Source organism: Streptacidiphilus jiangxiensis, from assembly GCF_900109465.1.
GTDB classification, from domain to species: Bacteria; Actinomycetota; Actinomycetes; order Streptomycetales; family Streptomycetaceae; genus Streptacidiphilus; species Streptacidiphilus jiangxiensis.
The window spans coordinates 322,670-348,684 of record NZ_FOAZ01000006.1; the positions used below are offsets into that span (position 1 = coordinate 322,670).

The window sequence follows — 26,015 nt, forward strand, 5'->3', positions numbered from 1 at the left end:
CCCCGTGCGGCGCGGGCCTTTCAAGCCGACACACCACCTCCCTCCTCGACCCACCTCAGGTTCCGGATCCCTACGCCCCGCAGCCGGGCCCGGCGAGGAGCGGGTCGACGGTCAGGTCGGGGGCGTTGCCGCTGCAACGCAGCGGGCCGGTGACGGTGTCGGCCTCGAAGGTGGGCACGGCGGGCTCGGGAGGCAGGCCGCCGCCGCTGTTGGCGGTGAGCGTGACGGGGGCCGTCACGGTGTTGCCCGAGACGTCCAGGCCGCCCGTGTTCGCGGTCAGCGTCAGCGGGCCGCGGACGGTGTTGCCCCCGCAGTCGCCGGACGCGCCGGGTGCCGCTCCGACGAGCAGGAATCCGGTGGTGCCGTGGACGCTGACGGGCGCGTCGAAGGTGGATCCGCAGAAGGTGAGGGCGGCGGCGCCGTCGGCGGCGAGGGGACCGTGGATCTCGGCGCCCAGGACGGCCAGCGCGCCACCCGGGCGGACGGTGACGGGGCCGTCCTGGCTGCCGCCCGCCCCCAGGCACAGGGAGTCCCCCGACCGGACGGTCAGCGGGCCGTGGTGGGCGCCGGTCAGGCAGGGCCCGTCGAAGCCGACGGTGACGCCGGTCGGGGAGGCGCTCGCGCTCGGCATGGAGCTGGGGTCGCCGCCGTAGGCGGCGGTGATCGGGTGGATGCCGGGCTGGAACCCGCTCGTGGTGAAGGCGGCGCGGCCGTCGGTCAACGGGACGGTCGCCAGCGCGGTGGTGCCGTCGGAGAAGGTGACCGTGCCGGTCGGTGTCGGGGCCCCGGCATTGTCCGGGCCGACGGTGGCCGTGAGAGTGACGGGACGGCCGAACAGGGGCGAGGTGGTGTCGGCGGTCAGGGTGGTCGTGGTGTCGTAGCGGAAGGAGACCGTGGCGTGGCCGTCGCCCTGGTTGACGCCCTGCAGCAGGGAGACGTCGGTGGCGTCCGAGGCGGCGTGGCTGCTGCCGCCGCCTCCCCCTGCCCCGTACAGGTTGCCCGGGTTGCCGCCGCCGGACCCGCCCGCGCCGCCGAACCAGCCGCCGCCTCCGCCCCCGCCGCCGTTCCCGCCGCGTGCGCCGTTCCCGCCGGGGCCGCCGCTGCCGGGGTCGGGCAGGCCGGTGTTGGGGTCGGTGTCGGTTCCCGGGATGCCGGGGCCGCCGAGGGCGGAGTTGGGGCTGCCCGTGCCGGGGCCGCTCTGACTGCCGCCACCGCCGGCGACTCCCGATCCGTCGGGTCCGCCACCCTGGCCGCCGTCCTGGGCGACCGGACCGCCGCCCGCGCCGCCGTGCAGCAGCGGACCGCCGTTGCCGGCTCCTCCGCCGCCGCCGGCGACCAGGACGCGGTCGCCCCCGCCGAAGGCGCCGGTCCGCACGTCCGAGGCGCCGCCGCCGGACCCGCCGCCGCCGTGGGCTCCGCCGCCGCCCGAGCCGTGGCCGAAGCCACCGGGCCGGGCGAACTCGCCGTGGCGCGAGCTGCCGGGTATGCCGGCGGCGCCGATCGTGAGCCGGAGGGTCTGGCCCGGTCGGACGGCGAGGGTGGCCCGGGTCTCGCCACCCAGGCCTCCGGACGCCCCGGCGTTGGGCGGGTTCGGGGCGACGTATCCGGCGGCGCTGCCGCCCTCGGCGCCGAAGAGGTCGACGGTGACCGCGCTGACGCCGTCCGGGACGGTGAAGGTGTCGGTCCCGGTGGCGGTGTAGGTGCAGCTGTTCGGCGAGCTCGCCAGGACTCCGGTGGCACCGCAGGGCGACACGGCGGCGGCCGCGGCGGGGCCGGTGGCGACGGGCACGAGCACGGCCGTCAACAGGCCGGTGGTGCCGGTCAGCGCGAACAGGACGGATCTTCTCATGGGGTTGTGCTGCCTCTCCGGGTCGGCGGCGGCCGACCCGTGACGGGTCGTGCGATCGGGGGACCGAGTTGCTCGGGGAGATCGGGGGGTCGTGGGTCAGACGCCGTCGTCGGCGCAGAGCGCCCAGACGTCGGAGTGGTTGGTCGTGGAACCCGCGCCACCGGTGTGGGTGGAGGCGGTCCAGTACGCGGCCGTGGTCGTGGCGTCGGCGACGGGGTTGCCGCTCGAGTCGCTGGGGTAGCTGCCGTTGAGGTGGTCGCCGCCCGAGCCGGGCCCGGTGAAGTCGGTGGTGGTGACGCTGCCGCCGCTGATCGCGGCGCCACCGCTGACCAGCGTGCCGTCGTTCGCGCCGCATCCCACGGTCGCGGTCAGGCCGGTGTCGGCGCTGTTGGGGCCGCTCACCTCGGTGTAACGCACGGTCACCGTGGTGCCGCTGACGTCGATGCCGCTCCCGCTGCAGATCGCGTACGCGTAGGTGGTGTTGGTGCTGCCGCCGCCTCCGCCGTTCCAGCCGACGGCTGCCCAGGAGTCGGGGTTGGTCTCGCCGTCCGCCGCGGCCTTCTGCCCGTAGTCGTGGGCGGCGTTGTCGAAGGTGGGGTAGCTCGCGGCGGGCTTGAGGCTGCCGACACCGGCCGGGGTGGTACGGGCGCCGCCGCCGAGCAGGCGGGTGCCGGACGGGCAGGTGGCGACGGTCAGACCCACCGTCGCGGCCGACGTCGGGCCGGCGAGGTCGTTCATGACGACCTGCGTGTGGTCGATCAGGCTGCTGGTGAAGCAGACCGCGTAGGGGGTGGTCGAGAAGGAGCTGTTGACCGCGCCGCCGCTGCCGCCGATGCCGAGCCAGTGCGTCACGTCGGTGCCCACGACGCCGGTGGAACCGGTGTACTCGGTGCTGCCGTCCGGGCTGGGCTCGGTGCCGTTGACGTGGTTGCCGGGCGCCGCACTGCCGGTGCCGACGGCCTGGTCGATCCCCCCGCCGGAGATCAGGCCGCTGCCGCAGTCGGCGTGGGTGGAGATCTCGGAGAAGGTCGAGGTGGGGCCCAGGGTCGCACCTGGGGTGCGGACGGTGGCGGCCACCGTGTCGGCGTACGAGATCCCGGGTGCGGCGAGCACGAGCACGGCGCCGAACACGAGCGCCTTGCCCACGACGAGACGGTGCGTCGGACGGACGGACATGGGACATTCCCTTCTGAGCGCGGACGAGCACCGACAGACTGGCGTTCGACCCGCGAGTAGCCCACTGGTGATCCGTACGGTGCGTCCGTCGCAGAACTGGGTGATCGACCAGGGCTGCTCCCACCTTCCGTGCCCGCCCGTCTCGATCAGCTCGCGATCGAATGATACAAATTGATCCGAGCAGTCGATCGAGGGCGCACGCCCCGACGCAGGAGGAAGCCATGACGTTGACGGCCGAGCAGCGCCGGGCCCGGATCCTGGAGGTCGTACGGGAGTCGGGCACCGTCCGCGTCGTCGACCTGGCAGCCGGGATGGGACTGGCGGCCGTCACCGTGCGGCGGGACGTCGCCGCCCTCGCCGAGAGCGGCCAACTGCGCCGCTCGCACGGCGCCGTCTCCCTGCCCGGTGGCGAGGACGCCGCCGGGCCCGGAGGGCGCGACCTGGTCGTCGGCATCCTGGTCCCCACCATCGGCCTCTACTTCGACGAGATCATCGCCGGGGCGCGCGCCGCCGCGGACGCGGCCGGGGCGCGGCTGGTGCTCGGCGTCTCCGCCTACCGGCCCGCCGACGACCGGGCCAAGGTGGACCAGCTGCTCGCCTCGGGCGTCGACGGCCTGCTGGTCACCCCCAACTGGCGGCCGGACACGGCGCCGGAGGACAGCGAGTGGATCTGCGACCTCCCCGTCCCGACCGTCCTGGTCGAACGTCAGGCCCCGCCCGGCAGCCCCTTCGCGCAGCTCGACGCCGTCGGCTCGGACCATGGCCACGGCGTGCTGCTCGCCCTGCGGCACCTGGCCTCCCTCGGCCACGACGCCGTGCTGCTCGCGGCCCGCACGGACACCTGGACGGCGCACCAGGTGCGTGCCGGCTACGCCGAGGGCGTGCGCCTGCTCGGGCTCAAGGCACTGCCGGTCGTCGACATCGACCCGCCGGGGAGCGACCTCGACGAGGTCGTCTCCCGCCTGGGCGGCGAGGACGGAGCCCGGGCGGTGCTGGTCCACAACGACCAGGACGCGCTCCAGCTCGCGCCGCTGCTGCGCGCGCGGGGTCTCAAGGTGCCCGACGACGTCGCGGTGGTCTCCTACGACGACGTGGTCGCGGCCCTCGGCGACCCGCCGCTGACGGCGGTGGCGCCGCCGAAGCACTTCGTCGGGCGGGCGGCGCTGGAACTGCTGCTGGGACGCGTCACCGAGGCCGAGCCGTCGCCGGTGCGCCACGTCGCGCTGCTGCCCGACCTGAAGATCCGCACCTCCTGCGGCGGCGCGGCGGGCTGAGCACGACTACGCCGCGCCGGACACGCGGGACGCGCGGGACCCGCTGGGCGTGCTCAGCGGGTTTCGGCGGCGAGGCCCCGCAGGTGGACCGCGCCGGAGGCGAGGAGCGGGGCGAAGGCCGCGGCGTCCGGGTACCACGGGGCCTCGTACTCCCAGGAGACCCAGGCGTCCGCCGGGAGCGCGCGCACGCACGCCCCGATCGGCAGCACGCCCGCCCCCAGCGGCAGCGGGGTCAGCTCGTCCGGCCCGGCGACGTCCTTCACCTGCGCGTAGCCGAGGTACGGGGCGAGCGCGGCGGCGGTCACCGCCACGGGCTCCCCGGCGAGTCGGGTGTGCAGCAGGTCCCACAGCGCGCCGACGGCCGGGTGCCCGGCCAGTTCGGGCCGGGCGAGAAGGCGGGCCACGTCCCGGCCGCTCCGGTGTGAGTCGTGGGTCTCCACGAGGATGCGGACGGCCAGCTCCTCGGCGGTCGCCGCGGCCGCCGCGAGGCGACGCGCGGCGCGGGCGTCGGCCTCCGCGACCGGCCCGTCCCCGCCGCGGGGGAAGACCCGCAGGTGGCGGGCGCCGAGGTCGGCCGCGAGGCGCAGCCGGTCGACGAGCTCGCGGACGATTCCCGCGTCGTCGCCGGGGGCGGCGACACCGGTGTAGTCGGCGAGGGCGAGCGGGACGATACCGGCCCGGGCCAGCGCGGCGGCGGTCCGCCGCCGCTCGTCCGGGCTCAGCTCGGGATGGACCGGCTCGCCCGGCGCGCAGCGCAGTTCCAGCCCCTGCCAGCCGTGGTCGGCGGCGAGCCGCAGGACGTCGTCGAGCGGTGCCCCGGGCAGGCCGAGGGTGGAGAAGGCAAGCCTCACCGCATCCCTCCGGGCCGGGCGAGGGCGACCTCGACGACGCAGGCGTCGGCCTGCGCAGCGGCGTCGTGCAGGACGGCCTCGTGCTCGGCGCCGTCGGGCCACCGGACGTGGAGCTCGTGCAGGTCGTCACGGCTCCGCACCTGGACGAGGGGCGCCCCGGTCGGCACGGTGGCGGCCGACAGCCGTGCGGCGGCGACGAACAACGAGGCGCCGGGGCCGGTGGTGCCGCGCAGGACCGGCACGGCCGCCTCCGGCCCGAACGCGGTGCCGGCCGGAACCGGCTCCACGGCCGCCGTACGGAATCCGATCTCGCCGCGCAGCTCCGAGACGAGGATCCGCCCGTCCGCGCCGGTCGCGGCCACGCGGGCGAGGACACCTGCGGCGACCGCACTTTCGGCGCCCGCAGCGCCTTCGGCCACCAGGCCGGTGGCCGCGTGGCCGGTCATCGCGGGGCTGCTGTCCGTCCGGCGCTGCGCCCCAAGGACGGTGCCCGAAGAGCCCTCGGCCACCTGGCCCGGGCTCGCGGGGCCGCTGTCCGTCCGGCGGTGCGCCGCGAGGCCGGTCCCCGCCGCGGCCCAGCCGCTGTGGCGGGCCTCGGTGCCCGGCGACGCGCCGGTGACCAGATGAGCGTGGATCTCGTCCGGGCCGTGGGCGAGGACCAGCGACAGGACGCGGACGCCCGGCAGCGCGGCGCCGCCGATGCGCGGGTGGTGCGTGGACGCGGCCCAGCCGGGGCCCGCGCCGCGGGGGCGGATGCGGCCGCGTTCGCTGGGCGCACCGGCCACGACCAGCCCGAAGTGGTTGTCCGGTGGCCCGTCGTGGACGGGGGCGGTCGCGGTGGAGTGGGCGAGGCGGGCGTAGAGCGGGTCGTCGGCCAGGACCTGGTCGGCCAACTGGTTGTCGCTGCCGTGGTTGTGCAGGCGCACCAGGCCGTCGGCGGCGGTGGACTGGATCAGCCAGCCCGGTCCGCGCAGCGGGACCACCGCGTCGCCGGTCTCGACCGGCGCGGGGGCCTCGCGGTCGGTCCAGACGGGGTGGTCGGCGGGCAGCAGCAGTCCGAGGAAGCCTTTGCTCGCCCAGTACGGGGAGGCGGGGCCGGAGTACTCCTGGACGACGGGCAGGTAGGGGCCGTACCAACCCAGCGTCAGCAGGCCGTCGGCGTCGAGCGCGTCGTGGTCGAGGAAGTGGCGCAGCACGCCCGAGGCCAGGCGTCGGGTCGCGCCGGGGGCGAGCGGGGTGTGGCCGGTCAGCGCGCCCGCCCACAGCGGGGCCGTGGCGGCGAAGCGGTAGGTGAGCGAGCGGCCCTGGTGCATGGGCGCGCCGTCGGCGCCGAAGGTGCTTGCGTAGCCGTCCAGGTGGGCGTGCAGGCGGGAACCGTAGCGGTCGAGCAGGGCCTGGTCGCCGCTCAGGTGGGCGTGCAGGACGGGGTAGAGGTGGAGGGCCCAGCCGTTGTAGTGGTCGAAGGCGCGGGGGCGGCCGTCGGTGTACCAGCCGTCGCCCAGGTACCACTGGTCGATCTTCTGCAGGCCCCGGGCGACGGCCGCGTGCGCGGCCGCGTGGTCGTCGGTCTCGGCGAGGAAGGCGCCGACCGTGAACGGGAAGAGCCACCAGTTGTTGTCGGCCGGGGTGTGGTGCAGCGCCCCCGACAGCCAGGCGCGGACTTTTGACTGCGTCCGGCCGTCCAGCTTGTCCCAGAGCCAGGGCCGGGTGAGGCGGAGCCCCAGGGCGACGGACGCGGACTCGACCATGGACTGGCTCCGGTCGCCGATGACCGGCCACGAGACCGGGTCACCGGCCGTCAGTTGGCGTTCGGCGGTGGGGGTGCGGGTGCCGGCGGCCAGGCCCGCGGCGTACTGCTCGAGCAGTCCGTGCGGGTCCTCTCCCCCGGCTCCGGCGACACGGAACGCGGCGAGCAGGAAGGTGCGGGCGAAGCCCTCCAGTCCGTCGGAGCGGGCGCCGGAGACGCTCGGGCGGGGGCCGGGAAGGCTGATCAGCGCCTGCTCGGGGCCGGCGTGCGGGCGGACGGCGCCGAGCAGTCCGTCGGCCACCGCCTCCCAGTGCGCCCTGGTCCAGCCGGTGCGGGGGCTGCGGGTACGGTCCTCGGGCGGCAACGGGACGGATGGCATGACGATGCTCCTCGGGGCAGGCAGATCGAATCTAGAAAAGGGGGGATCAGGTGTCAATGAGTCAGAGCGAATGATCGGCCGCTGGTGGCCCACCAACCCACCAGCCCAGGGCTTTCCTGCCCCATCGCCAGATCACTTCAGATCATTTGATCGCCAAGTCTTGACTCCGATCGGACCTGGTCCCAGGATGGCCCCACGTTCCCGCATCGCCGAGCCGCCATCCGCCGCGATCGGGGCCCCTCCGCTGCGACCCCACCCTCAGGAGCCGAGCCATGCCGACAGCCTCTCCCCGTCCTGCCCGAGTCGCCCGCACCGCCGCCGCGCTCACCGCCTCCGCCGTCTCACTCGCCGTGCTGACGGCGTGTGGCAGCAGCGGCTCGGGCCCCTCGGCCGCCCCCGCCGCCCCGGGCAAGCCGGTCTCCCTCACCTTCTGGGGCTGGGCCAAGGGCACCGCGGACGTGGTCGCCGCGTTCAACGCCTCGCACAAGGACGTCCACGTCGACTTCCAGCAGATCCCCTCCGGCAACGCCGGCGGCTACGCCAAGATCGCCGACGCCGAGAAGGCCGGCAACGCCCCCGACCTGTTCAACGTCGAGTACGCCAAGCTGCCGGAGTTCGTCAGCCAGGGCTACGTCCAGGACATCACCAAGGCCGTACCGGACAGCGTCCGCAGCCAGTACCTGCCGCAGACCATGGGCCTGACCACGCTCGGCGGCGAGACCTGGGGGCTGCCGCTGGACGCCGCCCCGCAGGCCCTCTTCTACCGCAAGGACCTCTTCGGCAAGGCCGGCATCACGACCGCGCCCACCACCTGGGCCGACTTCCGCGCCGACGCGGTCAAGCTCAAGGCCGCGGAGCCGAGCACCCGCATCGCCACCTTCTTCCCGGACGACCCGAGCACGTTGGAGGCCCTGTCCTGGCAGAACGACGCCCAGTGGTTCGGGACCCAGGGCGACACCTGGAAGGTGAACCTCAAGGACGCCGGCACCGCCAAGGTCGCCGCCTACTGGCAGGACATGATCAGCAGTGACCTGGTCAACGTGATGCCCTCGTTCAGCCAGCAGTGGACCTCCTCGCTGGTCAAGGGCGACACCGCCGCCTACCTCGGCGCGGCCTGGGGCGGCGGGGTGCTCAAGAGCACCCTCGCGAGCGCCCCCGGGCAGAGCGGCCAGTGGGCTGTCGCCCCGATCCCCAGCTGGGACGGGCAGCCCGCCAGCGGCATGCTGGGCGGCACCACCTTCGCCGTCTCCAAGGCCAGCAGGAACACCGCCGCCGCGCTGGAGTTCGCCGAGTGGGCGACCACCACCACCGACGGCATCAAGGCCCGCATCGGCTCCGGCACCTCCTCCGCGTTCCCCGCCGACCCGAGCCTGGTGCCCGTCGCCAAGTCCGCGTTCGACACCACCTTCTACGGCGGCCAGGACATCTACGGCGTCTTCGTCGCCGGCGCCGCCTCCATCAAGAAGGGCTGGACCTGGGGGCCGGCCATGGGCACCACCAACACCTCGCTGACCGACTCCTTCGGCAAGCTGAGCAGCGGCGGCACCCTCGCCGGGGCCCTCGACGGCGCGCAGAGCGCCACCGTGAACGCGCTGACCGGCGCCGGCCTGAAGGTCACCCAGTGACGACCGGCACCACCAGCCCCACCGACACCGCACCCGCCCGTACCGGCCGCCGTCCGCGCGGCCGGTACGGGGCGCCCGCCGCCCTGATCGCGCCGTTCCTGGTGCTGTTCACCGCGTGCACACTCGTCCCGATCGGCTACGCGGTCTGGCTCAGCCTGTTCACCGAGCACCGCTCCGGTCTCGGCTTCGGCGGCAGCACCACCGTCTTCGACGGGATCGGCAACTACACGCACGTGCTGGCCGACCACGCCTTCCGGTCCGGCTTCGTGACGATCGGCTGCTACGTCGTGCTCTATATCCCGGTCATGGTCGCGCTGTCGCTGGCACTCTCCCTGCTGCTGGACTCGGCCCTGGTGCGGGCCCGTCGGTTCGTCCAGCTCTCGCTGTTCCTGCCGCACGCCGTCCCCGGCGTCATCGCCGCCCTGATCTGGGCCTTCCTCTACACGCCCGGCGTCAGCCCCGTGGTGGCCGCGCTCGGCGGAGGCCTGAACATCCTCGGGCACCCGCTGCCGGCGGTGGTCAACGTGGCCGTGTGGGAGTGGACCGGCTACAACGTCGTCATCTTCTACGCCGCCCTGCAGGCCGTCCCGCGCGAGGTGCTGGAGGCGGCCGTCGTCGACGGCGCCGGACCGCTGCGCACCGCGCTGAGCATCAAGGTGCCGCTGATCCGCTCCTCGCTCGCGGTCGTGGCGCTGTTCACCGTCATCGGCTCGCTGCAGCTGTTCACCGAGCCGACCATCCTCCAGGGCGCCGCACCCGGCATCACCAGCAGCTGGACGCCCAACATGTTTGCCTGGACCGCCGCGTTCACGAACGACGACTACGGCGTGGCGGCCGCCTCCTCGGTGATCCTCGCCGTCGCCGCCGCCGCGCTCTCCTTCGTCGTCACCCGCGCCACCCGCAACCGCCCCGCGCGCCGGACGGAGACAGCCGCATGACCACCCTCGCTCCCCCGCGCCCCGCCCGGCAGCGCCGGACGGCCGATCACGGGCCGCACCCGGCCCGCCGCCCGCGCCTGCTCTCCTCTTCCGCGGTCAACGCCGCCCTCGGCCTGGCCGTCGTCTACACCCTGCTGCCGCTCGCCTGGCTGGTGCTGGCATCCCCGCTGAACACCACCGACCTGCTCGGCGGCGACCTGTTCGACCCCAGCCGCTGGCACCTGGCCGCCAACCTGCACGGCCTGGCCACCGCCGACGGCGGCATCTACTTCCGCTGGTTCCTCAACTCCCTCCTCTACGCCGGGATCGGCGGCCTGCTGTGCGCACTGGTCTGCACCTGCGCCGGCTACGCCTTCGAGGTCCACGCCTTCCCCGGCAAGGAGAAGCTGTTCGGCCTGGTGCTGCTGGGCGTGCTCGTGCCCACCACCGCGCTCGCCCTCCCGATGTACCTGCTGGCCTCCAAGGTCGGTGTGGTGAACACCTTCTGGGCGGTCTTCCTGCCGTCGCTGGTCAACCCGTTCGGCGTCTACCTCTCCCGCGTCTTCGCCGGCGGCTACGTGCCGGGCGAGGTCCTGGAGGCGGCCCGGATGGACGGTGCCGGGGAGCTGCGGACCTTCTGGTCCATCGGCCTGCGGATGATGCTGCCCGGTTTCGTGGCCGTGTTCCTGTTCCAGTTCACCGCCATCTGGAACAACTTCTTCCTGCCGCTGGTCATGCTCTCCGACAGCAGGCTCTACCCGGTGAGCCTCGGCCTCTACTCCTGGGACACCCAGACCCACGCCTTCCCCGAGTTCTACCCCCTGGTCGTCACCGGCTCGCTGCTCGCCGTGCTGCCGCTGGTCGTCGCCTTCGTCGCCCTCCAGCGGTTCTGGAAGGCGGGCATGACGGCGGGCAGCGTCAAGTGACCGGTGAAGTGAGCCCCATGCCCAGCGCCACCCGCACCTCCCCGGAGACCCGTGTGCCCACCGTCACCACCCCCGCCCCCGCACCGCCGACCGAGGTCCGCGAGCGGCCGCGCGCCGTCCTCGCCATGCACCGCGACCTCGTCGCCCGGCTGATCGACGCGGGGACCATGCGGCGACTGACCGAGATCGCCGACCTCGACCCCGCGCTCGTCCTGGACGACTTCGGCACCCCCGAGGCGCGGACCGCGCTCGCCGGGGCGGAGGTGATCGTCAGCAGCTGGGGCTGCCCGCCGCTCGACGAAGCCGTGCTGGCCGCGGCGCCCCGACTGCGCGCGGTCGTCCACGCGGCCGGCTCGGTCAAGCACCACATCACCGAGGCCTGCTGGGACCGCGGCCTCCAGGTCACCTCGGCCGCCCAGGCGAACGCCCTTCCCGTGGCCGAGTACACCGTCGCCGCCGTGCTCTTCGCCAACAAGCAGGTGCTCCGGTTCGCCGCCGCCTACCGGCTCCGCCGCGCCCCGCACGACTGGCTCGCCGCCTTCCCCGGCGCCGGGAACTACCGACGCACCGTCGGCGTCGTCGGCGCCTCCCGGATCGGACGACGGGTGCTGGAGCTGCTGCGTCCGTTCGACCTGGAACTGCTGGTCCACGACCCCTACCTGGCCCCCTCCGAGGCCGAGGCGCTCGGGGCCCGCGCGGTCGGGCTCGACGACCTGTGCGCCGTGAGCGACGTGGTGAGCGTCCACGCGCCGGAGCTGCCCGGGACACGGCACCTGATCGACCGTCGCCGCCTCGCGCTCATGCGGGACGGCGCGACGCTGGTCAACACCTCCCGCGGCTCGCTGGTCGACCAGCAGGCGCTGACCGAGGAGTTGGTCGACGGCCGCCTCGCGGCCGTGCTGGACGTGACCGAACCCGAGGTGCTGCCCGCCGACTCGCCGCTGTACCAGCTGCCCAACGTGCTGCTCACCCCGCACGTGGCCGGCTCCATGGGCGGCGAGTTGCACCGCATGGCCGCAACGGCCGCCGACGAGCTGGCCCGTTACGCGGCCGGACAGCCGTTCGCGCACCGGATCCTCCCGCAGGACATCCACCGCGTCGCCTGAGCACCGACGCCGACGCGCCCGGCGCCGACCCGCGTCGGCGCCCTGACCATGACATTGGTCCAGACCTATTGACGGGTCACCGCGGCCCTCCTACGATCCCGTGCGGCACAGCCCCACCTGTCCGCACGCCACCCAGAGCCGGGCGCCATGCCCCCACACGCCAGTCGTACCTGTGGCGTTCGGCGGGAAGGGAGCACCGCATGTTCCGTCCGCTGTTCCGTCCACCAGGGGTCACCGCGCCACGCGCGCTCGCCGCGCTGAGCGCGGCCGCGCTCGTCGGCGCCTGCCTCGCCGTCTCCGGCTCCGTCACCGCCGGGGCGGCGACCACCAACCTGGTGGCCAACCCCGGTTTCGAGAACGGGCTCACCGGCTGGACCTGCTCCGCCGGCTCCGGCACGGTCGTCAGCAGCCCGGTCCACTCCGGCACGTCCGCGCTCGAGGGCACCCCCGCAGGGCAGGACGACGCCCAGTGCAGCCAGACCGTCAGCGTGCAGCCCAACTCCGCCTACACGCTGAGCGCCTACGTCCAGGGCAGCTACGTCTACCTGGGCGCCACCGGTACCGGCGCCGCCAGCGACCCCTCCACCTGGACGCCGAGCAGCCCCTCGTACAGTCAGCTCAGCCTCTCCTTCACCACCGGGGCGAACACCACCTCGGTGACGGTCTACCTGCACGGCTGGTACGGCCAACCCGCCTACTACGCCGACGACGTCTCGCTCACCGGGCCCGGCGGCAGCCCCTCCCCCAGCGGGTCGCCGACCTCCACCGTTTCGGCCAGCGCCAGCGCTTCCCCGACCGCCACCGGCTCGCCGACGGTCAGCTCCTCCCCCACCGTCAGCAGCTCCCCCACCGTCAGCTCCTCGCCGAGCAGTTCGCCCACGGGCGCGACCTGCGCGACGAAGCCGCGCCCGGCGGGCAAGGTCCTGCAGGGCTACTGGGAGAACTGGGACGGCACCGCCAACGGGGTCCACCCCGGCCTGGGGTGGATCCCCATCACCGACAGCCGGATCGCCCAGCACGGCTACAACGTCATCAACGCGGCGTTCCCGGTGATCCTCTCGGACGGCACCGCCGAGTGGCAGGACGGCATGGACACCAACGTCAAGGTCGCCACCCCGGCGGAGATGTGCCAGGCCAAGGCCGCCGGGGCGACCATCCTGATGTCGATCGGCGGCGCCTCGGCCGGGATCGACCTGAGCTCCAGCACCGTCGCCGACCGGTTCGTGGCGACCGTCGTCCCGATCCTGAAGGCGTACAACTTCGACGGGATCGACATCGACATCGAGACCGGCCTCACCGGCAGCGGCAACATCAACACGCTCTCCACCTCCCAGGCCAACCTGGAACGGATCATCGACGGCATCCTCGCCCAGATGCCGGCCGGCTTCGGTCTGACCATGGCCCCCGAGACGGCGTACGTCACCGGCGGCAGCGTCACCTACGGCTCGATCTGGGGCGCGTACCTGCCGATCATCAAGAAGTACGCCGACAACGGCGAGCTGTGGTGGCTCAACATGCAGTACTACAACGGCAGCATGTACGGCTGCTCCGGCGACTCCTACCAGGCCGGCACGGTGCAGGGCTTCACCGTGCAGACGACCTGCCTGAACAACGGCCTGACCATCCAGGGCACCACCGTCAAGGTGCCCTACGACAAGCAGGTGCCCGGCCTCCCGGCCCAGTCCGGGGCGGGCGGCGGCTACATGGCCCCCAGCCTGGTCGGCCAGTCCTGGAACGCCTTCAACGGCTCCCTCAAGGGCCTGATGACCTGGTCGATCAACTGGGACGGCTCCCTGGGCTGGACCTTCGGCGACAACGTCAAGTCCCTCCAGGGCCGCTGACGCCCCCTCGACCTGCTACAGCCCGGCTCCGGTCAGCAACGCCTCCGCCTCCGCGCGGGTGCGCCCGCCCGGAGCCGGGCGCTCCTCACTGGGCGGGCACTGGTGCCGGGAGAAGCCGATCAGCCACTGCTCGACGGGATCGTCGCTGTGCAACGTGGGCTCCAGCTCCTCCCGCAGCGCGGACGGGGTGTCCGGGCGCGCGGCGACGGCGTCCCGGACGAGCACGTCCGGGTCCGCCGCCAGCAGGTCACGCAGGTGCGCGGAGAGCGCGGGATGCCGGGCCAGAGCACGGCGAACGTCGGCGTCCGGATCGGTGGCCAGGTCTCCCGTCGGCTCGGCGTGCCGCACCACCCCGGCGCGGGTCACCGGGTCACGGAGCAGCTCGGGCAGGAGGTCCGGCGGAGGCTCGTACGCGTGGACCGCTCCCCGCCGGACGTCCGAATCGGGGTCGGTGAGCAACGCCCGCCGCACCTCATCGGGCGCGTCCAGCCAGTGCCGCGCCAGCGAGCTGCGGACCTCGCGGTCCGGATCCGTGGCCAGCCGTGCGCGCACGGCGGGGTCGAGCCGGTCGTTCATCGCCAGGAAGGACCGCACGAAGGGTTCAGGATCCTGGGAGAGCCGGACCAGGATGCCGGGTGGGTCGTCATCCGCGTTGGCCGCCAGCGCCGCCCGGACCTCGGTCTGGGGATGGTCCACGAGCAGCGCCCGCGCCCCGGGAGGCAGCGACGAGTTCGCAGCGAGTGTGCGGGCCGACCCCAGCGCGATGATCTCCTCTGCCAGCTCCAGACTCAGGTCCCGCCGAGACAGCGCCATCTGACGACGGGCGCCGTCGTGCCGGACCAGACGGCTCAGCAGATCCGGGGCGAGACCTTCCTGTACGGCCAGTTCCAGTAGTTCCGCGTCGGCACTCATGCCCCGCAGGGTAGGCGAAGGTTGCGTGCGGCGGGGCTAGACGTCGATCTGCGCGCCCATGATGACCGTGCGGTCGCGCGGGAGGCCGAAGTACTCGGCGGCGTCGGCGGTGATGTAGGAGGTCGCGATGAAGAGCCGCTTGCGCCAGGCCGGCATCGTCGGGTCCTTGCCGCGGCGCAGCTCGATCTTGGAGAGGAAGTAGGAGGTGTCGGCGAGCTCCAGGCGACCCTCCGTCTGCTCCGGGTCGAGGAGGGCCAGCGCGCCGGGGACGTCCGGGGTCTCCATGTAGCCGAAGCGGGCGGCGACGTGGACGATGCCGTCGTCGGCGTAGCCGAGGTGGTCGACGGTGATCCGGCCGTCGGCCGGCACGCGTGGCACGGTCTCGGTCTCGATGGAGAGGATCACGATCCGCTCGTGGCGGACGTGGTTGTGCTCGACGTTGGCCCGCAGGGCCAGGGGCGTGGTGTCCATGCCCCGGTTGAGGAAGACCGCGCTGCCGGGGATCCGCACCGTCGGGACCTCGCCGCTGCGCAGCTGGTCCACGAACGCGCGCAGCGGGCCCTCGGCGCGGGCGCGTTCGCGGGTGACGAGCTCGCGGCCGCGCTGCCAGGTCGTCATGACGGTGAACGCGATGATGCCGATCAGCAGCGGCAACCAGGCACCGTGGACGAGCTTGGTCAGGTTGGCGGCGAAGAACAGCAGGTCCACCGTGAGCAGCACGGCGGCGCCGGGGATCAGCACCCAGCGCGGCGTTCCCCACCGCGAGCGGGCCACGTAGAAGAAGAGCAGCGTGGTGATGGTGATGGTCCCGGTGACGGCCATGCCGAAGGCGAAGGCCAGCGCCGCCGAGCTGCGGAACGCGAAGACCAGGGTGAGCACCGAGACCATCAGCAGCCAGTTGATCCACGGGACGTAGATCTGCCCGATCGTGGACTCGGAGGTGTACGCGATGCGCAGGCGCGGCAGGTAGCCGAGCTGGGCGGCCTGCGAGGCCACCGAGTAGGCGCCGGTGATCACCGCCTGGGAGGCGATCACCGTCGCCGCCGTGGCAAGGAAGATCATCGCCACGCGCCCCCAGCCGGGCGTCAGGAGGAAGAACGGGCTGCTGATGTTGGCCGGGTTCCCGAGGATCAGCGCGCCCTGGCCGAGGTAGCTGAGGATGCAGGCGGGGAAGACGAGGAACATCCACGCCCGGGTGATCGACCGGCGGCCGAAGTGGCCCATGTCGGCGTAGAGCGCCTCCGCGCCGGTGACCGCGAGCACCACCGCGGCGAGGGCGAAGAACGCGGTGCCGAAATGGCCGAAGAGGAAGCTCAGCGCATACGTCGGCGACAGCGCCCTGAGGATGGCCGGGTGGTCGACGATCCCGTCGATCCCGCACGCCCCGATCGCGACGAACCAGGCCACCATCACGGGCCCGAAGACCCGGCCCACGGCCGCGGTACCCCGGCGCTGCACCAGGAACAGCACCACGATGATCGCGGCCGTGACCGGCACGACCGCTCCGCCCAGCGAGGGCTGGACGACCTTCATCCCCTCGACGGCCGACAGCACCGAGATCGCCGGGGTGATCATGCTGTCGCCCAGGAACAGCGCGGCGCCGAAGATCCCCAGCCCGGCCAGGACGGCCACCAGACGCTTGCTGCGCCGCGGGCCGGCCCGCCGGACCAGCGTGATGAGCGCCATGATGCCGCCCTCGCCGTCGTTGTCGGCATGCATGGCCAGCAGTACGTAGGTGACCCAGACGACCATGACGACCGACCAGAACACCAGCGACACCACGCCGTAGACGTTCTGCGTGCTGACCGGGACGGGGTGCGGGTCGGTCGGGTCGAACACCGTCTGGAGGGTGTAGATCGGGCTGGTGCCCAGGTCTCCGAAGACGACGCCGAGCGCACCGATCACCAGCCCCAGGCGCACGACGTCGCGGCCGGGATGCGGCTCGGGAACGGGAGCGGGAACCGGCACGGGATCGGGAGCGGGATCGGCCACGGGGATCCTCCTGTCCTGTCCGGACGATGGCCCGGCTTCGGACGATAACCCGGCTCGCACCGCGATTCCCGGCAGGGCAGGGCTCCTGACGGCGCCCCGGCCCGCGCCTCACCCGAACGGCCTCCCGGGCTGGCGGCCGCCCGCACCACCCTGGAGATTCGCACCAGGCGGGCCGGGCGCTCGCGCGGGCGACCCGGCCGCGACGCCGTGGCCGAGCCGAGGGGGGACCGGGTGACCGAACCAGCGCAGGAGCTCGAGCAGGCCCGGCCGACACTGCTCTCCCCGCTGCCCGCGTCGGCGCGCAGACTCACCGCGTGGCTCGCCCTCGGGCTCACCGCGGCCGCGGCGGCCGCAGTGCTGCTCCTGGTCGTCTGGGTCCTGCGCGCCGCCGTCGTCCCCCTCGTCATGGCGGTCCTCACGACCGCGCTGCTGGATCCGCTGGTCCAGCAGATCCGGCGACTGCCGGGCGCCGGTGCCCGGCCCGGGATCGCCGCGGCGTTGGCGTGCCTCCTGGTCGTCGGCGTCGTCGACGCCGCGATCTTCGTGATCGCCCTCACCCTGGTCCACAGCTCCGAGTCACTGCTGTCCGCGCTCCAGCAGGCGCCACAGCACGTCAGTGGCGGCGCGTCGGACGTGGCCGGGGCAGCGTCGTCCGGGCTGCGGCAACTGCACGCCGGCCTCGGCCACACCCTGGTCGCCGGCGCCGTCGCGGGCTTCGGGATCGCCGCCCAACTGCTGACCGGCGCCGTCCTGGCCCTCGCCCTGACCTTCTTCCTGCTCCGCGACGGACGCCGCCTGCCGGCGGCGGTCCGGCGCACCCTCCCCTCCGGCGCCGCCAGGACGGCGCTACGCCTGGGACGCATCGCCTACCGGGCCACGGCCGGCTTCATGCAGGGCACCACGCTGGTCGCGCTGGCCGACGCGAGCCTGATCCTCGTCGGCCTGCTGATCCTCGGTGTGCCGGGGGCGGCGGGGCTCGCCGCGCTGGTCTTCGTCGGTGCCTACATCCCCTACATCGGCGCGTTCCTGTCGGGCCTGACGGCGGTGCTGGTGGCCCTGGGCGACCAGGGGCTCGGCACCGCGTTGTGGACGCTCGGGGTGATCCTGCTGGTGCAGTTCACCGAGGGCGCGTTCCTGCAGCCCGTCATCCAGAGCCGGACCGTCTCGCTGCACCCGGGGCTGGTGATGTTCACCGTCGTGGGCGGGATCAGCCTCGGCGGCGTGCTGGGCGCCCTGCTGGCGGTCCCGCTCACGGCGGCGGCCGTGGCGACCTACCGGGAGCTGAGCGGCTCGCGCGCGTCACGCGCTGGTTGATCACCCAGTCCGGGACCGGCACATTGGTAGGCGCACCCACTCGTTCCACCCCGTTCACCGTTGCTTCAATCCCGTTGTCGATCAGTCGAGGACGGTGATGGCCCGTGGACCTGAACACGGTGGTGGAGATGCGCGACGCACGCAGTCGCGACGCGTGGCGGCCCGGTGACGCCTGGCTGGGCGGGGGCACGTACCTGTTCTCGGAGCCGCAGCCGCACATCCGGCGGCTGATCGACCTGAGCCGCATGGGCTGGGAGCCGGTCCGGGTCACCGAGGACGGGGACCTGGAGATCGCGGCGACCTGTACCATCGCCCAGCTCTCCCGCTTCGCCGAGGGCCGCGACTGGCCGGCGGCGCCGCTGTTCGAGCGGTGCTGCCGGGCCTTCCTGGCCTCCTGGAAGATCTGGAACGTGGCCACCGTCGGCGGCAACCTGTGCAACGGGCTGCCCGCCGGGCCGATGATCTCGCTGACCGCCGCCCTCGACGGCGTGTGCCGGCTGCAGGCGCAGTCGGGCTCGTTCCGGGAGGTGCCGGTCGCGGACTTCGTCGTGGGCGCCGGGATCAAGGTCCTGCGGCCCGGGGAGCTGCTGCGTTCGATCACCGTGCCGGCCCGGGCGCTCTCGCGCCGGACCGCGTTCCGGCAGGCCTCCCTCTACGGACTCGGCCGCTCCGGCGCGCTGCTGATCGGCTCGCGGGATCCGCACGACGACGAGCTGGCCCTGACGGTCACCGCCTCCACCGTCCGCCCGATCCGGCTGCGCTTCCCGCTGCGGCCGAACGCCGGGGCGGTCCACGAGGCGGTCGCGTACGGGATCCGGGCGGACGAGTACTACGACGACATCCACGGCCTGCCGGCCTGGCGGCGCCACATGACCTTCCGTTTCGCGGAGGAGATCCGCCGCGAACTGCTCGACGAGGAGGACGGGAGATGAGCTTCTCCATCCGCGTCAACGACCAGGACTTCGACGCCGAGCCCAGGGCGGGACAGTGCCTCCGTACCTACCTGCGCGAGCGGGGCTGGTTCGGGGTCAAGAAGGGCTGCGACGGCGGCGACTGCGGGGCCTGCACGGTCCAGGTCGACGGCGAGCCGGTACACAGCTGCCTCTACCCGGCGCTGCGCGCCGAGGGACGGTCGGTCACCACCGTCGAGGGCCTGGCCAAGGACGGCGAGCTGCACCCGATGCAGCAGCGGTTCCTCGACGCCCAGGGCTTCCAGTGCGGCTTCTGCACCGCGGGCTTCCTGATGACCACCACCGCGAAGGGCTTCGACGAGGACAAGCGCGCCGACCTGCCCCGGGCCCTGAAGGGCAACCTGTGCCGCTGCACCGGGTACCGGGCCATCGAGGACGCGATCTGCGGCGTCAAGCACACCGAGCGGCCGGACGCGGGCCAGGCCGTCGGCCGCAGCCTCGGCGCGCCCGCCGGGCCGCAGGTGGTGACCGGGACGGCCCGCTACACCTTCGACATGGAGGTGGAGGGGCTGCTGCACATGAAGCTGCTGCGCTCCCCGCACCCGCACGCCCGGATCGTCTCCATCGACACCTCCGCCGCACTCCGGGTCCCCGGGGTGCACGCCGTCCTCACCCACCACGACGCCCCGGAGACCCTCTACTCCTCCGCGCGCCACGAGCACCCCACCGAGGACCCGGACGACACCCGGGTGCTGGACGACGTCGTGCGCTTCGTCGGCCAGCGCGTGGCCGCCGTCGTCGCCGACAGCGAGGGCGCGGCCGAGGAGGGCTGCCGCCGGATCGTCGTCGAGTACGAACAACTGCCGTTCGTCCTCGACCCGGAGGAGGCGATGGCGCCCGGCGCGCCGGTGATCCACCCCAAGGGACCCGAGTCGCGCATCTTCCGCGCCGAGAACAACGTCTGCGGCGAGGTCCACGGCGAGACGGGCGACGTCGAGCGGGGCTTCGCCGAGGCCCACGTCGTCCACGAGGAGACCTTCCGGACCCAGCGGGTCCAGCATGCCAGCCTGGAGACCCACGGCTGCCTGGTCTACTTCGAGGAGAACGAGGAGACGGGCGAGGAGCGGATCGTGGTCCGCTCCAGCACGCAGGTGCCGTTCCTGACCCGCCGGGCGCTGTGCGCGCTGTACGACCTGCCCGAGGAGAAGGTGCGGGTGGTCGCGGGCCGGGTCGGCGGCGGGTTCGGCGGCAAGCAGGAGATGCTCACCGAGGACATCGCCGTGCTGGCGGCGATGAAGCTGCACCGGCCGGTCAAGCTGGAGTTCACCCGTCCCGAGCAGTTCTACGGCGCCACCACCCGCCACCCGTTCAAGGTGACGGTGAAGGTCGGTGCGAAGCGCGACGGCATGTTGACGGCGCTTCAGTTCCGGGTGGTGGCCAACACCGGCGCCTACGGGAACCACGGACCGGCGGTCATGTTCCACAGCGTCGGCGAGTCCATGGGCGTCTACAAGGCGCCGAACAAGAAGGTCAACGCGTACTCGGTCTACACCAACGCCGTTCCCGCCGGGGCGTTCCGCGGCTACGGGCTGGGCCAGGTCACCTTCGCCCTGGAGTCGGCCATGGACGAACTGGCGCGGCTCCTGGACATCGATCCGCTCGTCCTGCGCGAGAAGAACGTGATCGGCCCCGGCGACCACATGGAGGGCCCCTGCGGCGAGGAGGAGGACCTGCACATCGCCTCCTACGGCCTGGACCAGTGCCTCGGGGTGGTCCGTAACGCCCTCGCCGACGACCGCAGCGCCGAACTGGCGCCCGAAGGCTGGCTGGTGGGACAGGGCTTCGCGATGGCCGCCATCGCCACCGGCCCGCCCGGCGGCCACTACGCCGACGCGACCGTCACCCTGCTCGACGACGGCAGCTACGACATCGCGGTCGGCACCGCGGAGTTCGGCAACGGCACCACCACCGTCCACAAGCAGATCACCGCGGGCGCGCTCGGCACCACCGTCGACCGGATCGCGATCCGCCAGTCCGACACCGATGTCGTCCGGCACGACACCGGGGCCTTCGGCTCGGCCGGCACGGTCGTGGCGGGCAAGGCGGTGATGAAGGCCGCCAACGCGCTGGCCGGGCAGATCCTCTCCTTCGCCGCCGAGTACGTCCGTGTGCCGCAGAGCCAACTGCGGCTGACGGCGGACGCGGTGGAGTGCGAGGGCCGCATCGTGACGTTGAAGGAGCTGTTCGAGGCCTCCCGCCGGCAGGGCGTGGAGCTCGCCGGCGTGGGGCACTGGGGCGGCTCACCGCGCTCGGTGGCGTTCAACTCCCAGTGGTTCCGGCTCGCGGTCGATCCCGACACCGGCGAGATCCGGATCCTGCGCAGCGTCCACGGCGCCGACGCGGGCAAGGTCATGAACCCGCTCCAGTGCCGCGGCCAGGTCGAGGGCGGTGTCGCCCAGGCGCTGGGCGCGACGCTCTTCGAGCGCGTCCTGCTCGACGAGCGCGGCGAGGTCACCACCGCGGCCTTCCGCCGCTACCGACTGCCCGCCTACGCGGACGTGCCGCGCACCGAGGTCCACTTCTCGGAGACCTCCGACGCCATCGGCCCGCTCGGCGCCAAGTCGATGAGTGAGAGCCCGTTCAACCCCGTCGCTCCCGCCTTCGCCAATGCGCTGCGTGACGCCACCGGGATCCGCTTCACCGAGGCCCCGTTCCTGCGCGACCACGTCTGGCAGGCGCTCCACGAGCACCGGTCCCGGCGGGGGGACGGGCCGGGACGGGCTCAGCACTCGGCCTGACGCGCCGCGCAGCCCGCGACGTAGGGGCCGTACGGGGTGAACCGGCCGCCGAGGTCGAAGAAGCGGAGGTCGACACTGCCGAAGCCGGCCTCCGCGATGCGCCGGGCGGTGGGCCGGCGCGGGTCGCAGCCGCCGTCGCACACCCGGGACCAGGGCGCCCACGCCCGCTGCAGCCGCGCCGGCGCGCTGCCCTCGGGCGCGCCGACGTGCTCGAAGAAGACGAAGAGCCCGCCGGGACGCAGCACCCGCCGGATCTCGGCGAGCACCCGCTCCTGGTCCCGCACCGAGCAGAGCACGACACTGGCGAGCACCGCGTCGACGCTCCCGCCCGTCAACGGCAACTCCTCGGCGCGGCCCGCCAGAACGCTGCCGGGCCGCCCGAACTCGGCGGCCCGCCGCGCCAGTCGGCGCCGCCGCCGGGCGGACGGCTCCAGTCCGAGCCAGCGCACCTCCGGGTCCAACTGCGCGAGCTGACCGGTCGCGCCGGCACCGATCTCCAGCACGGTCCCGCGCAGCAGCCCGAGCAACGTGCCGCGCAGCTCCGCGTACGCGGCACCGCTCCCGCGCGCGCCCCGCCCCGGGTCGGCCGCAACCGCCGTCAACGCCTCCATCGGTCCCTCCCCTCCCCCACAGGTCGACCAACGACTCTACGGGGCCGACCGTCACGCGACGGGTAGGCTCCGAGTCCCGCACCGCACCAGGGGGAAACAGCCGTGCCCGTCACCACACCCGTCGCCCGGGCCGCCCTGCTGGGACGGTTCCCTGAGCTCACCCGGTACGGCCGGACCGCGACCCGCCTCCATCCGCGTCCGGGCGCGCCGACCGCGCAGGACAGCTCGGTGGGCGGGCCGCTGCTCTGGCCGAGCGACGAGGCGTGGCCGACCTGCACGCTGCGGCACCCCGTCGAGAAGCAGCGGCCCGAGACGGAGCAGGAGGCTGCGCGGCGGCATGCCCAGTCGGTGGAGGCCCGCAGCCGGAAGTGGTTGCACGTCGCCGAGCTGGAGGCGCTCGGCGACCGGATCGCCCCGGAGCTGCTGGCCCGGGCGCGCGCGAGCGCGGCCACGCCCCCGCCGCCCACCGGGCCGGGGTCGGTGACCTGGCACGAGTACGAGCAGCTACCGGAACCGGTGGTGCTCGTACCGGTGCTCCAGCTCCACCGGAGGGAGACCTCCGCCGTGCCGTTCCCTGACGGAACCGACCTGCTGCAGATCCTCTGGTGCCCCGGCCGGCACGAGAACCACGGGCCCGCGGCCCGGGTGTTCTGGCGGGACGCGGCCTCTGTCACCGACCCGCTGCCGGTGATGCCCGCGCCCAACCACGTCGAGCGCGAGACCTTCGTACCGCGACCGTGCGTCGTCCATCCCGAGGACGTGGTCGAGTACCCGCCGATCTGTCTGCTGCCCCGCGAGGACGAGGGCTACGAACACTTCGGCATGATGCCCGCGGAGCTGGAGGACGCGGTCCGCCGCTGGAGCGACGGACAGCCCGAGAGGGACGACTACGACAACCTCTCCCGGGCCCCGGGCTGGAAGGTGGGCGGCTGGGACCCGAGCTCGGCGGGCACCGAGAACCTGCGCACCTGCGAGTGCGGGGCGCGGATGCGCCCCCTGCTCTCCACCGACTACAGCGAGTGGCTGGACCTCTGGCCGCCCCAGGGCGATCCCGGATTCCACTGGGGCGACCCGATGCGGTGGCAGGACCGGGAGCCCACCGGCGTCAACTTCACCCGCAGCGGCGAGTATCTCGTCCTGTCCTGCCCGGCCGAGCCGCAGCAGCATCCGCTGAGCTACGTGATCACCCACTGACCCGCCTGCGCCTCAGCAGATGCGGGGCAGCTGCTCCCCCAGCGGCAGATCGACGACGCGGGTGCCACCCAGGCCGGTGCGGGCGACGACCATGCCCGGGTGCTGGTCGGTGCAGGTGCCGATGACGGCGGCCTGCGCGCCCAACGGGTGGGAGCGCAGGGCCGCGAGGGCGGCGTCCGCGTGCTCGGCTGGGACGAAGGCGACGAGCTTGCCCTCGTTGGCGACGTACCAGGGGTCCAGGCCCAGGATCGCGCAGGCGTTGGCCACCTCCGCCGGCACCGGGACCGCGCGTTCGTCCACGGTGACGCCGACGCCCGCGGACGCCGCGATCTCGTTGAGGGCCGCCGCCAGGCCGCCGCGGGTGGGGTCGCGCAGGACGTGGACGTCGGGGACGGCGGCGATCAACGACCGCACGAGATCCCCCAGCGGCGCGCAGTCGCTGACGATCTCGACGCCGAACTCCAACCCCTCGCGCACGCTCATCACCGCGACGCCGTGGACGCCGATCGGGCCGCTGACCATCACCACGTCACCGGGCCGGGCACGCTGGGGGCGGATGTCGACGCCGGGGGCGATCAGGCCGATGCCGGAGGTGTTGACGTAGAGGCCGTCGCCGTGGCCGGACTCGACGACCTTGGTGTCGCCCGTCACCACCTCCACACCGGCTCGGCGGGCGGCAGCGCCGAGCGAGTCGGCGACGCGGGCGACGGTCTCCAGCTCCACGCCCTCCTCCAGCACGAAGCCGCAGGCGAGGTAGGCGGGCACGGCGCCGCTCATGGCGAGGTCGTTGACGGTGCCGTTGACGGCCAGGTCGCCGATGCTGCCGCCGGGGAAGAAGAGCGGCCGCACGACGAAGGTGTCGGTGGAGAAGGCGATCCGCGCGCCGCCGAGCTCCAGCACGGCGGAGTCGCCGAGCTGCGCCAGGTGCGCGCCGCCGAAAGCGGGGGCGAAGACGTCGCGGACCAGCTCGGCGGAGAGCACGCCGCCACCGCCGTGGCCCATGACGACGCGTTCGCCGGAACGCAGCGGCGTGGGGCAGCCGAAGCCGGAGAAGTCGGGGCCTTCGGTGTCCGGCCGGGTGTCCAGGGTGTCAGCCAACGGGGGTCGCCTCCACGGGCGTTGCGGGCGCGATCGGTCCGCCGAGGCGGCGGTATAGGTAGTAGGCGGCGCAGGCGCCCTCGCTGGAGACCATGGTGGCGCCGAGCGGCGTGCGCGGCGTGCAGGTGGTGCCGAAGGCCTCGCACTGGTGCGGCTTGAGCAGCCCCTGCAGCACCTCGCCGGCCCGGCACGCGGCCGGTTCCACGGTGTTGATGGCGCCGACCTCGAAGCGGTGCTCGGCGTCGAAGGCGCGGTAGCGCTCGGCGAGGCGCCAACCGCTCCCGGGGATGGTGCCGATGCCGCGCCAGGCACGGTCGGTGACCTCGAAGACGTCCGCGAGCATCCGCCGGGCGGCGGGGTTGCCCTCGTCGCGGACGGCGCGCGGGTAGGCGTTCTCGACGCGGTGCTCACCGCGTTCCAGTTGGAGCACGGCGCGTCGCACACCCTCCAGGATGTCCAGCGGCTCGAAGCCGGTGACCACGATCGGCACCTTGAACCGCTCCGCGAGCTCCGGGTACTCCTCGGTGCCCATGACGCTGCACACGTGTCCGGCCGCCAGGAACGCCTGCACACGGCAGTCCGGCGAGGTCATCAGCCCCTCGATCGCGGGGGGCACGCGGACGTGGGAGACCAGCATGCTGAAGTTGGTCACGCCGAGCCGCTCGGCCTGGTGGACCGTCATCGCGTTGGGCGGGGCGGTGGTCTCGAAGCCGATACCGAAGAAGACGACCTGGCGGTCGGGGTTCTGCTGGGCGATCCGCAGGGCGTCCAGCGGGGAGTAGACCACGCGCACGTCGCCGCCGAGGCTGCGGACCTGGAACAGGTCGCGGTCGGTGCCGGGCACGCGCAGCATGTCGCCGAAGGAGCAGAAGATCACGCCGGGGCGCGAGGCGATCTCCAGCGCCTTGTCGATGGTCTCCAGCGGCGTCACGCAGACGGGGCAGCCGGGGCCGTGGATCAGTTCGACGTTGTCGGGCAGGAGTTGGTCGATGCCGTGGCGGATGATGGAGTGGGTCTGTCCGCCGCAGACCTCCATCAGCGCCCACGGGCGGGTGGTCACGGCGTGGATCTCGTCCAGCAGTCGGCGGGCGAGGGCCGGGTCCTGGAACTCGTCGATGTACTTCACCCGTGCGTCTCCTCGCTCATGGGCTTCTGCACGGGCTCGTCCGCGCCGGCCGCCTTCGCGGCGATCTCCCACTGGTCGCCGAACTCCTCCTCCAGCAGGCCCAGCCCCTCGAAGAGCGCCAGCGTCTGCCGGGCGGACTCCTCGTCCAGGCGCTGCAGCGCGAAGCCGACGTGGACGATGGTGTACTCGCCGACCTGCAGGTCGGGCAGGTACTCCAGGCACACCTCCTTGACGACGCCGCCGAAGTCGACGACCGCCATCCTGGTCCCTTCCCGTTCCTCGATCTCCAGGACCTTGCCGGGCACCGCCAGGCACATGGGTTGTTCTCCTCGCCTCGTCACACTCGGTTCGTCGGTCGGTTCGTCGGT

20 protein-coding genes are annotated in these 26,015 nt (G+C 73.4%); 10 read left to right on the forward strand and 10 right to left on the reverse strand.

Going from position 1 to position 26,015, the window contains the following annotated elements; genetic code table 11:
* Window positions 1-70 precede the first annotated feature (70 nt).
* Both BMY61_RS48375 and BMY61_RS14655 read right to left on the reverse strand, forming a co-directional pair.
* Window positions 71-1,849, reverse strand: a complete 1,779-nt coding sequence (locus BMY61_RS48375) for an Ig-like domain-containing protein (RefSeq protein WP_075003904.1) — start codon at window positions 1,847-1,849, stop codon at window positions 71-73.
* 96 nt (window positions 1,850-1,945) lie between these two features.
* Window positions 1,946-3,025 carry a hypothetical protein gene (locus tag BMY61_RS14655; RefSeq protein WP_042451178.1) on the reverse strand — a complete coding sequence of 360 codons (1,080 nt, stop codon included), beginning with the start codon at window positions 3,023-3,025 and terminating at the stop codon, window positions 1,946-1,948.
* Window positions 3,026-3,246: 221 nt separating this feature from the next.
* Between BMY61_RS14655 and BMY61_RS14660 the strand changes: the two genes are divergently transcribed.
* On the forward strand, window positions 3,247-4,299 hold the full coding sequence (locus BMY61_RS14660) for a substrate-binding domain-containing protein (RefSeq protein ID WP_042451179.1): 1,053 nt from the start codon (window positions 3,247-3,249) through the stop codon (window positions 4,297-4,299).
* Window positions 4,300-4,352: 53 nt separating this feature from the next.
* On the opposite strand, the gene BMY61_RS14665 is transcribed toward BMY61_RS14660, so the two are convergent.
* A complete protein-coding gene (locus BMY61_RS14665) occupies window positions 4,353-5,150 on the reverse strand; it encodes a sugar phosphate isomerase/epimerase family protein (protein WP_075003905.1) in 798 nt (265 codons plus the stop codon).
* On the reverse strand, window positions 5,147-7,276 hold the full coding sequence (locus BMY61_RS14670; protein ID WP_063773302.1) for a DUF2264 domain-containing protein: 2,130 nt from the start codon (window positions 7,274-7,276) through the stop codon (window positions 5,147-5,149). Before BMY61_RS14670 ends, BMY61_RS14665 begins: the two co-directional genes overlap by 4 nt.
* A 272-nt stretch (window positions 7,277-7,548) precedes the next feature.
* On the opposite strand from BMY61_RS14670, the gene BMY61_RS14675 reads away from it, so the two are divergent.
* The 5 genes from BMY61_RS14675 to BMY61_RS48780 all read left to right on the forward strand — a co-directional run bounded on the left by BMY61_RS14675 (window position 7,549) and on the right by BMY61_RS48780 (window position 13,691).
* Window positions 7,549-8,901 carry an ABC transporter substrate-binding protein gene (locus BMY61_RS14675; protein ID WP_042451181.1) on the forward strand — a complete coding sequence of 451 codons (1,353 nt, stop codon included), beginning with the start codon at window positions 7,549-7,551 and terminating at the stop codon, window positions 8,899-8,901.
* Entirely contained in the window at window positions 8,898-9,839 is a 942-nt protein-coding gene (locus BMY61_RS14680; protein WP_042451183.1) for a carbohydrate ABC transporter permease, read from the forward strand. The genes BMY61_RS14675 and BMY61_RS14680 overlap by 4 nt, the downstream gene beginning before the upstream one ends.
* Window positions 9,836-10,744, forward strand: a complete 909-nt coding sequence (locus BMY61_RS14685) for a carbohydrate ABC transporter permease (protein ID WP_042451184.1) — start codon at window positions 9,836-9,838, stop codon at window positions 10,742-10,744. Before BMY61_RS14680 ends, BMY61_RS14685 begins: the two co-directional genes overlap by 4 nt.
* A gap of 125 nt (window positions 10,745-10,869) precedes the next feature.
* Window positions 10,870-11,850: a hydroxyacid dehydrogenase gene (locus tag BMY61_RS14690; RefSeq protein WP_042451326.1), complete on the forward strand. Its 981-nt coding sequence runs from the start codon at window positions 10,870-10,872 to the stop codon at window positions 11,848-11,850.
* Window positions 11,851-12,050: 200 nt separating this feature from the next.
* Window positions 12,051-13,691, forward strand: coding sequence for a carbohydrate binding domain-containing protein (locus BMY61_RS48780; RefSeq protein ID WP_042451186.1), 1,641 nt, complete (start codon window positions 12,051-12,053; stop codon window positions 13,689-13,691).
* 15 nt (window positions 13,692-13,706) lie between these two features.
* On the opposite strand, the gene BMY61_RS14700 is transcribed toward BMY61_RS48780, so the two are convergent.
* Together BMY61_RS14700 and BMY61_RS14705 are read right to left on the reverse strand one after the other, a co-directional pair.
* A complete protein-coding gene (locus tag BMY61_RS14700) occupies window positions 13,707-14,603 on the reverse strand; it encodes a hypothetical protein (protein ID WP_052438943.1) in 897 nt (298 codons plus the stop codon).
* A 36-nt stretch (window positions 14,604-14,639) separates the two neighbouring features.
* Window positions 14,640-16,595: a potassium transporter Kup gene (locus BMY61_RS14705; protein ID WP_236656126.1), complete on the reverse strand. Its 1,956-nt coding sequence runs from the start codon at window positions 16,593-16,595 to the stop codon at window positions 14,640-14,642.
* 231 nt (window positions 16,596-16,826) lie between these two features.
* On the opposite strand from BMY61_RS14705, the gene BMY61_RS14710 reads away from it, so the two are divergent.
* The 3 genes from BMY61_RS14710 (at window position 16,827) to BMY61_RS14720 (ending at window position 21,618) form a co-directional block, all read left to right on the forward strand.
* Entirely contained in the window at window positions 16,827-17,909 is a 1,083-nt protein-coding gene (locus BMY61_RS14710; RefSeq protein ID WP_161791289.1) for an AI-2E family transporter, read from the forward strand.
* Window positions 17,910-18,013: 104 nt separating this feature from the next.
* Window positions 18,014-18,841 carry an FAD binding domain-containing protein gene (locus tag BMY61_RS14715; protein WP_042451189.1) on the forward strand — a complete coding sequence of 276 codons (828 nt, stop codon included), beginning with the start codon at window positions 18,014-18,016 and terminating at the stop codon, window positions 18,839-18,841.
* Complete coding sequence (locus BMY61_RS14720) at window positions 18,838-21,618, forward strand: molybdopterin-dependent oxidoreductase (protein ID WP_042451191.1); 2,781 nt, start codon at window positions 18,838-18,840, stop codon at window positions 21,616-21,618. Before BMY61_RS14715 ends, BMY61_RS14720 begins: the two co-directional genes overlap by 4 nt.
* On the opposite strand, the gene BMY61_RS14725 is transcribed toward BMY61_RS14720, so the two are convergent.
* Entirely contained in the window at window positions 21,603-22,229 is a 627-nt protein-coding gene (locus BMY61_RS14725) for a class I SAM-dependent methyltransferase (protein WP_052438944.1), read from the reverse strand. The two genes, BMY61_RS14720 and BMY61_RS14725, sit on opposite strands and share 16 nt — an antisense overlap.
* A gap of 102 nt (window positions 22,230-22,331) precedes the next feature.
* On the opposite strand from BMY61_RS14725, the gene BMY61_RS14730 reads away from it, so the two are divergent.
* Window positions 22,332-23,423: a hypothetical protein gene (locus tag BMY61_RS14730; protein ID WP_052438945.1), complete on the forward strand. Its 1,092-nt coding sequence runs from the start codon at window positions 22,332-22,334 to the stop codon at window positions 23,421-23,423.
* A gap of 12 nt (window positions 23,424-23,435) precedes the next feature.
* Here BMY61_RS14730 and hypE read toward each other — a convergent pair whose 3' ends face one another.
* The 3 genes from hypE to BMY61_RS14745 form a co-directional block, all read right to left on the reverse strand.
* Window positions 23,436-24,425 (reverse strand): hydrogenase expression/formation protein HypE, encoded by a 990-nt coding sequence (gene hypE / locus BMY61_RS14735; protein WP_082015216.1) that lies wholly within the window; start codon window positions 24,423-24,425, stop codon window positions 23,436-23,438.
* Window positions 24,426-24,513: 88 nt separating this feature from the next.
* Window positions 24,514-25,647, reverse strand: coding sequence for a hydrogenase formation protein HypD (gene hypD, locus BMY61_RS14740; protein WP_042451195.1), 1,134 nt, complete (start codon window positions 25,645-25,647; stop codon window positions 24,514-24,516).
* Complete coding sequence (locus BMY61_RS14745; RefSeq protein WP_042451197.1) at window positions 25,644-25,964, reverse strand: HypC/HybG/HupF family hydrogenase formation chaperone; 321 nt, start codon at window positions 25,962-25,964, stop codon at window positions 25,644-25,646. The genes hypD and BMY61_RS14745 overlap by 4 nt, the downstream gene beginning before the upstream one ends.
* Window positions 25,965-26,015 lie beyond the last annotated feature (51 nt).

Excerpts from the sequence above, each read along its gene's own strand:
- BMY61_RS14675 (WP_042451181.1), top strand. The coding sequence starts at position 7,549 with ATGCCGACAGCCTCTCCCCGTCCTGCCCGAGTCGCCCGCACCGCCGCC.
- BMY61_RS14685 (WP_042451184.1), top strand. The coding sequence starts at position 9,836 with ATGACCACCCTCGCTCCCCCGCGCCCCGCCCGGCAGCGCCGGACGGCC.
- BMY61_RS14725 (WP_052438944.1), bottom strand. The coding sequence starts at position 22,229 with ATGGAGGCGTTGACGGCGGTTGCGGCCGACCCGGGGCGGGGCGCGCGC.
- BMY61_RS14745 (WP_042451197.1), bottom strand. The coding sequence starts at position 25,964 with ATGTGCCTGGCGGTGCCCGGCAAGGTCCTGGAGATCGAGGAACGGGAA.
- BMY61_RS14660 (WP_042451179.1), top strand. The coding sequence starts at position 3,247 with ATGACGTTGACGGCCGAGCAGCGCCGGGCCCGGATCCTGGAGGTCGTA.
- hypE (WP_082015216.1), bottom strand. The coding sequence starts at position 24,425 with ATGGGCCACGGCGGTGGCGGCGTGCTCTCCGCCGAGCTGGTCCGCGAC.
- BMY61_RS14690 (WP_042451326.1), top strand. The coding sequence starts at position 10,870 with ATGCACCGCGACCTCGTCGCCCGGCTGATCGACGCGGGGACCATGCGG.
- BMY61_RS14720 (WP_042451191.1), top strand. The coding sequence starts at position 18,838 with ATGAGCTTCTCCATCCGCGTCAACGACCAGGACTTCGACGCCGAGCCC.
- BMY61_RS48375 (WP_075003904.1), bottom strand. The coding sequence starts at position 1,849 with ATGAGAAGATCCGTCCTGTTCGCGCTGACCGGCACCACCGGCCTGTTG.
- BMY61_RS14700 (WP_052438943.1), bottom strand. The coding sequence starts at position 14,603 with ATGAGTGCCGACGCGGAACTACTGGAACTGGCCGTACAGGAAGGTCTC.
- BMY61_RS14670 (WP_063773302.1), bottom strand. The coding sequence starts at position 7,276 with ATGCCATCCGTCCCGTTGCCGCCCGAGGACCGTACCCGCAGCCCCCGC.
- BMY61_RS48780 (WP_042451186.1), top strand. The coding sequence starts at position 12,051 with ATGTTCCGTCCGCTGTTCCGTCCACCAGGGGTCACCGCGCCACGCGCG.
- BMY61_RS14655 (WP_042451178.1), bottom strand. The coding sequence starts at position 3,025 with ATGTCCGTCCGTCCGACGCACCGTCTCGTCGTGGGCAAGGCGCTCGTG.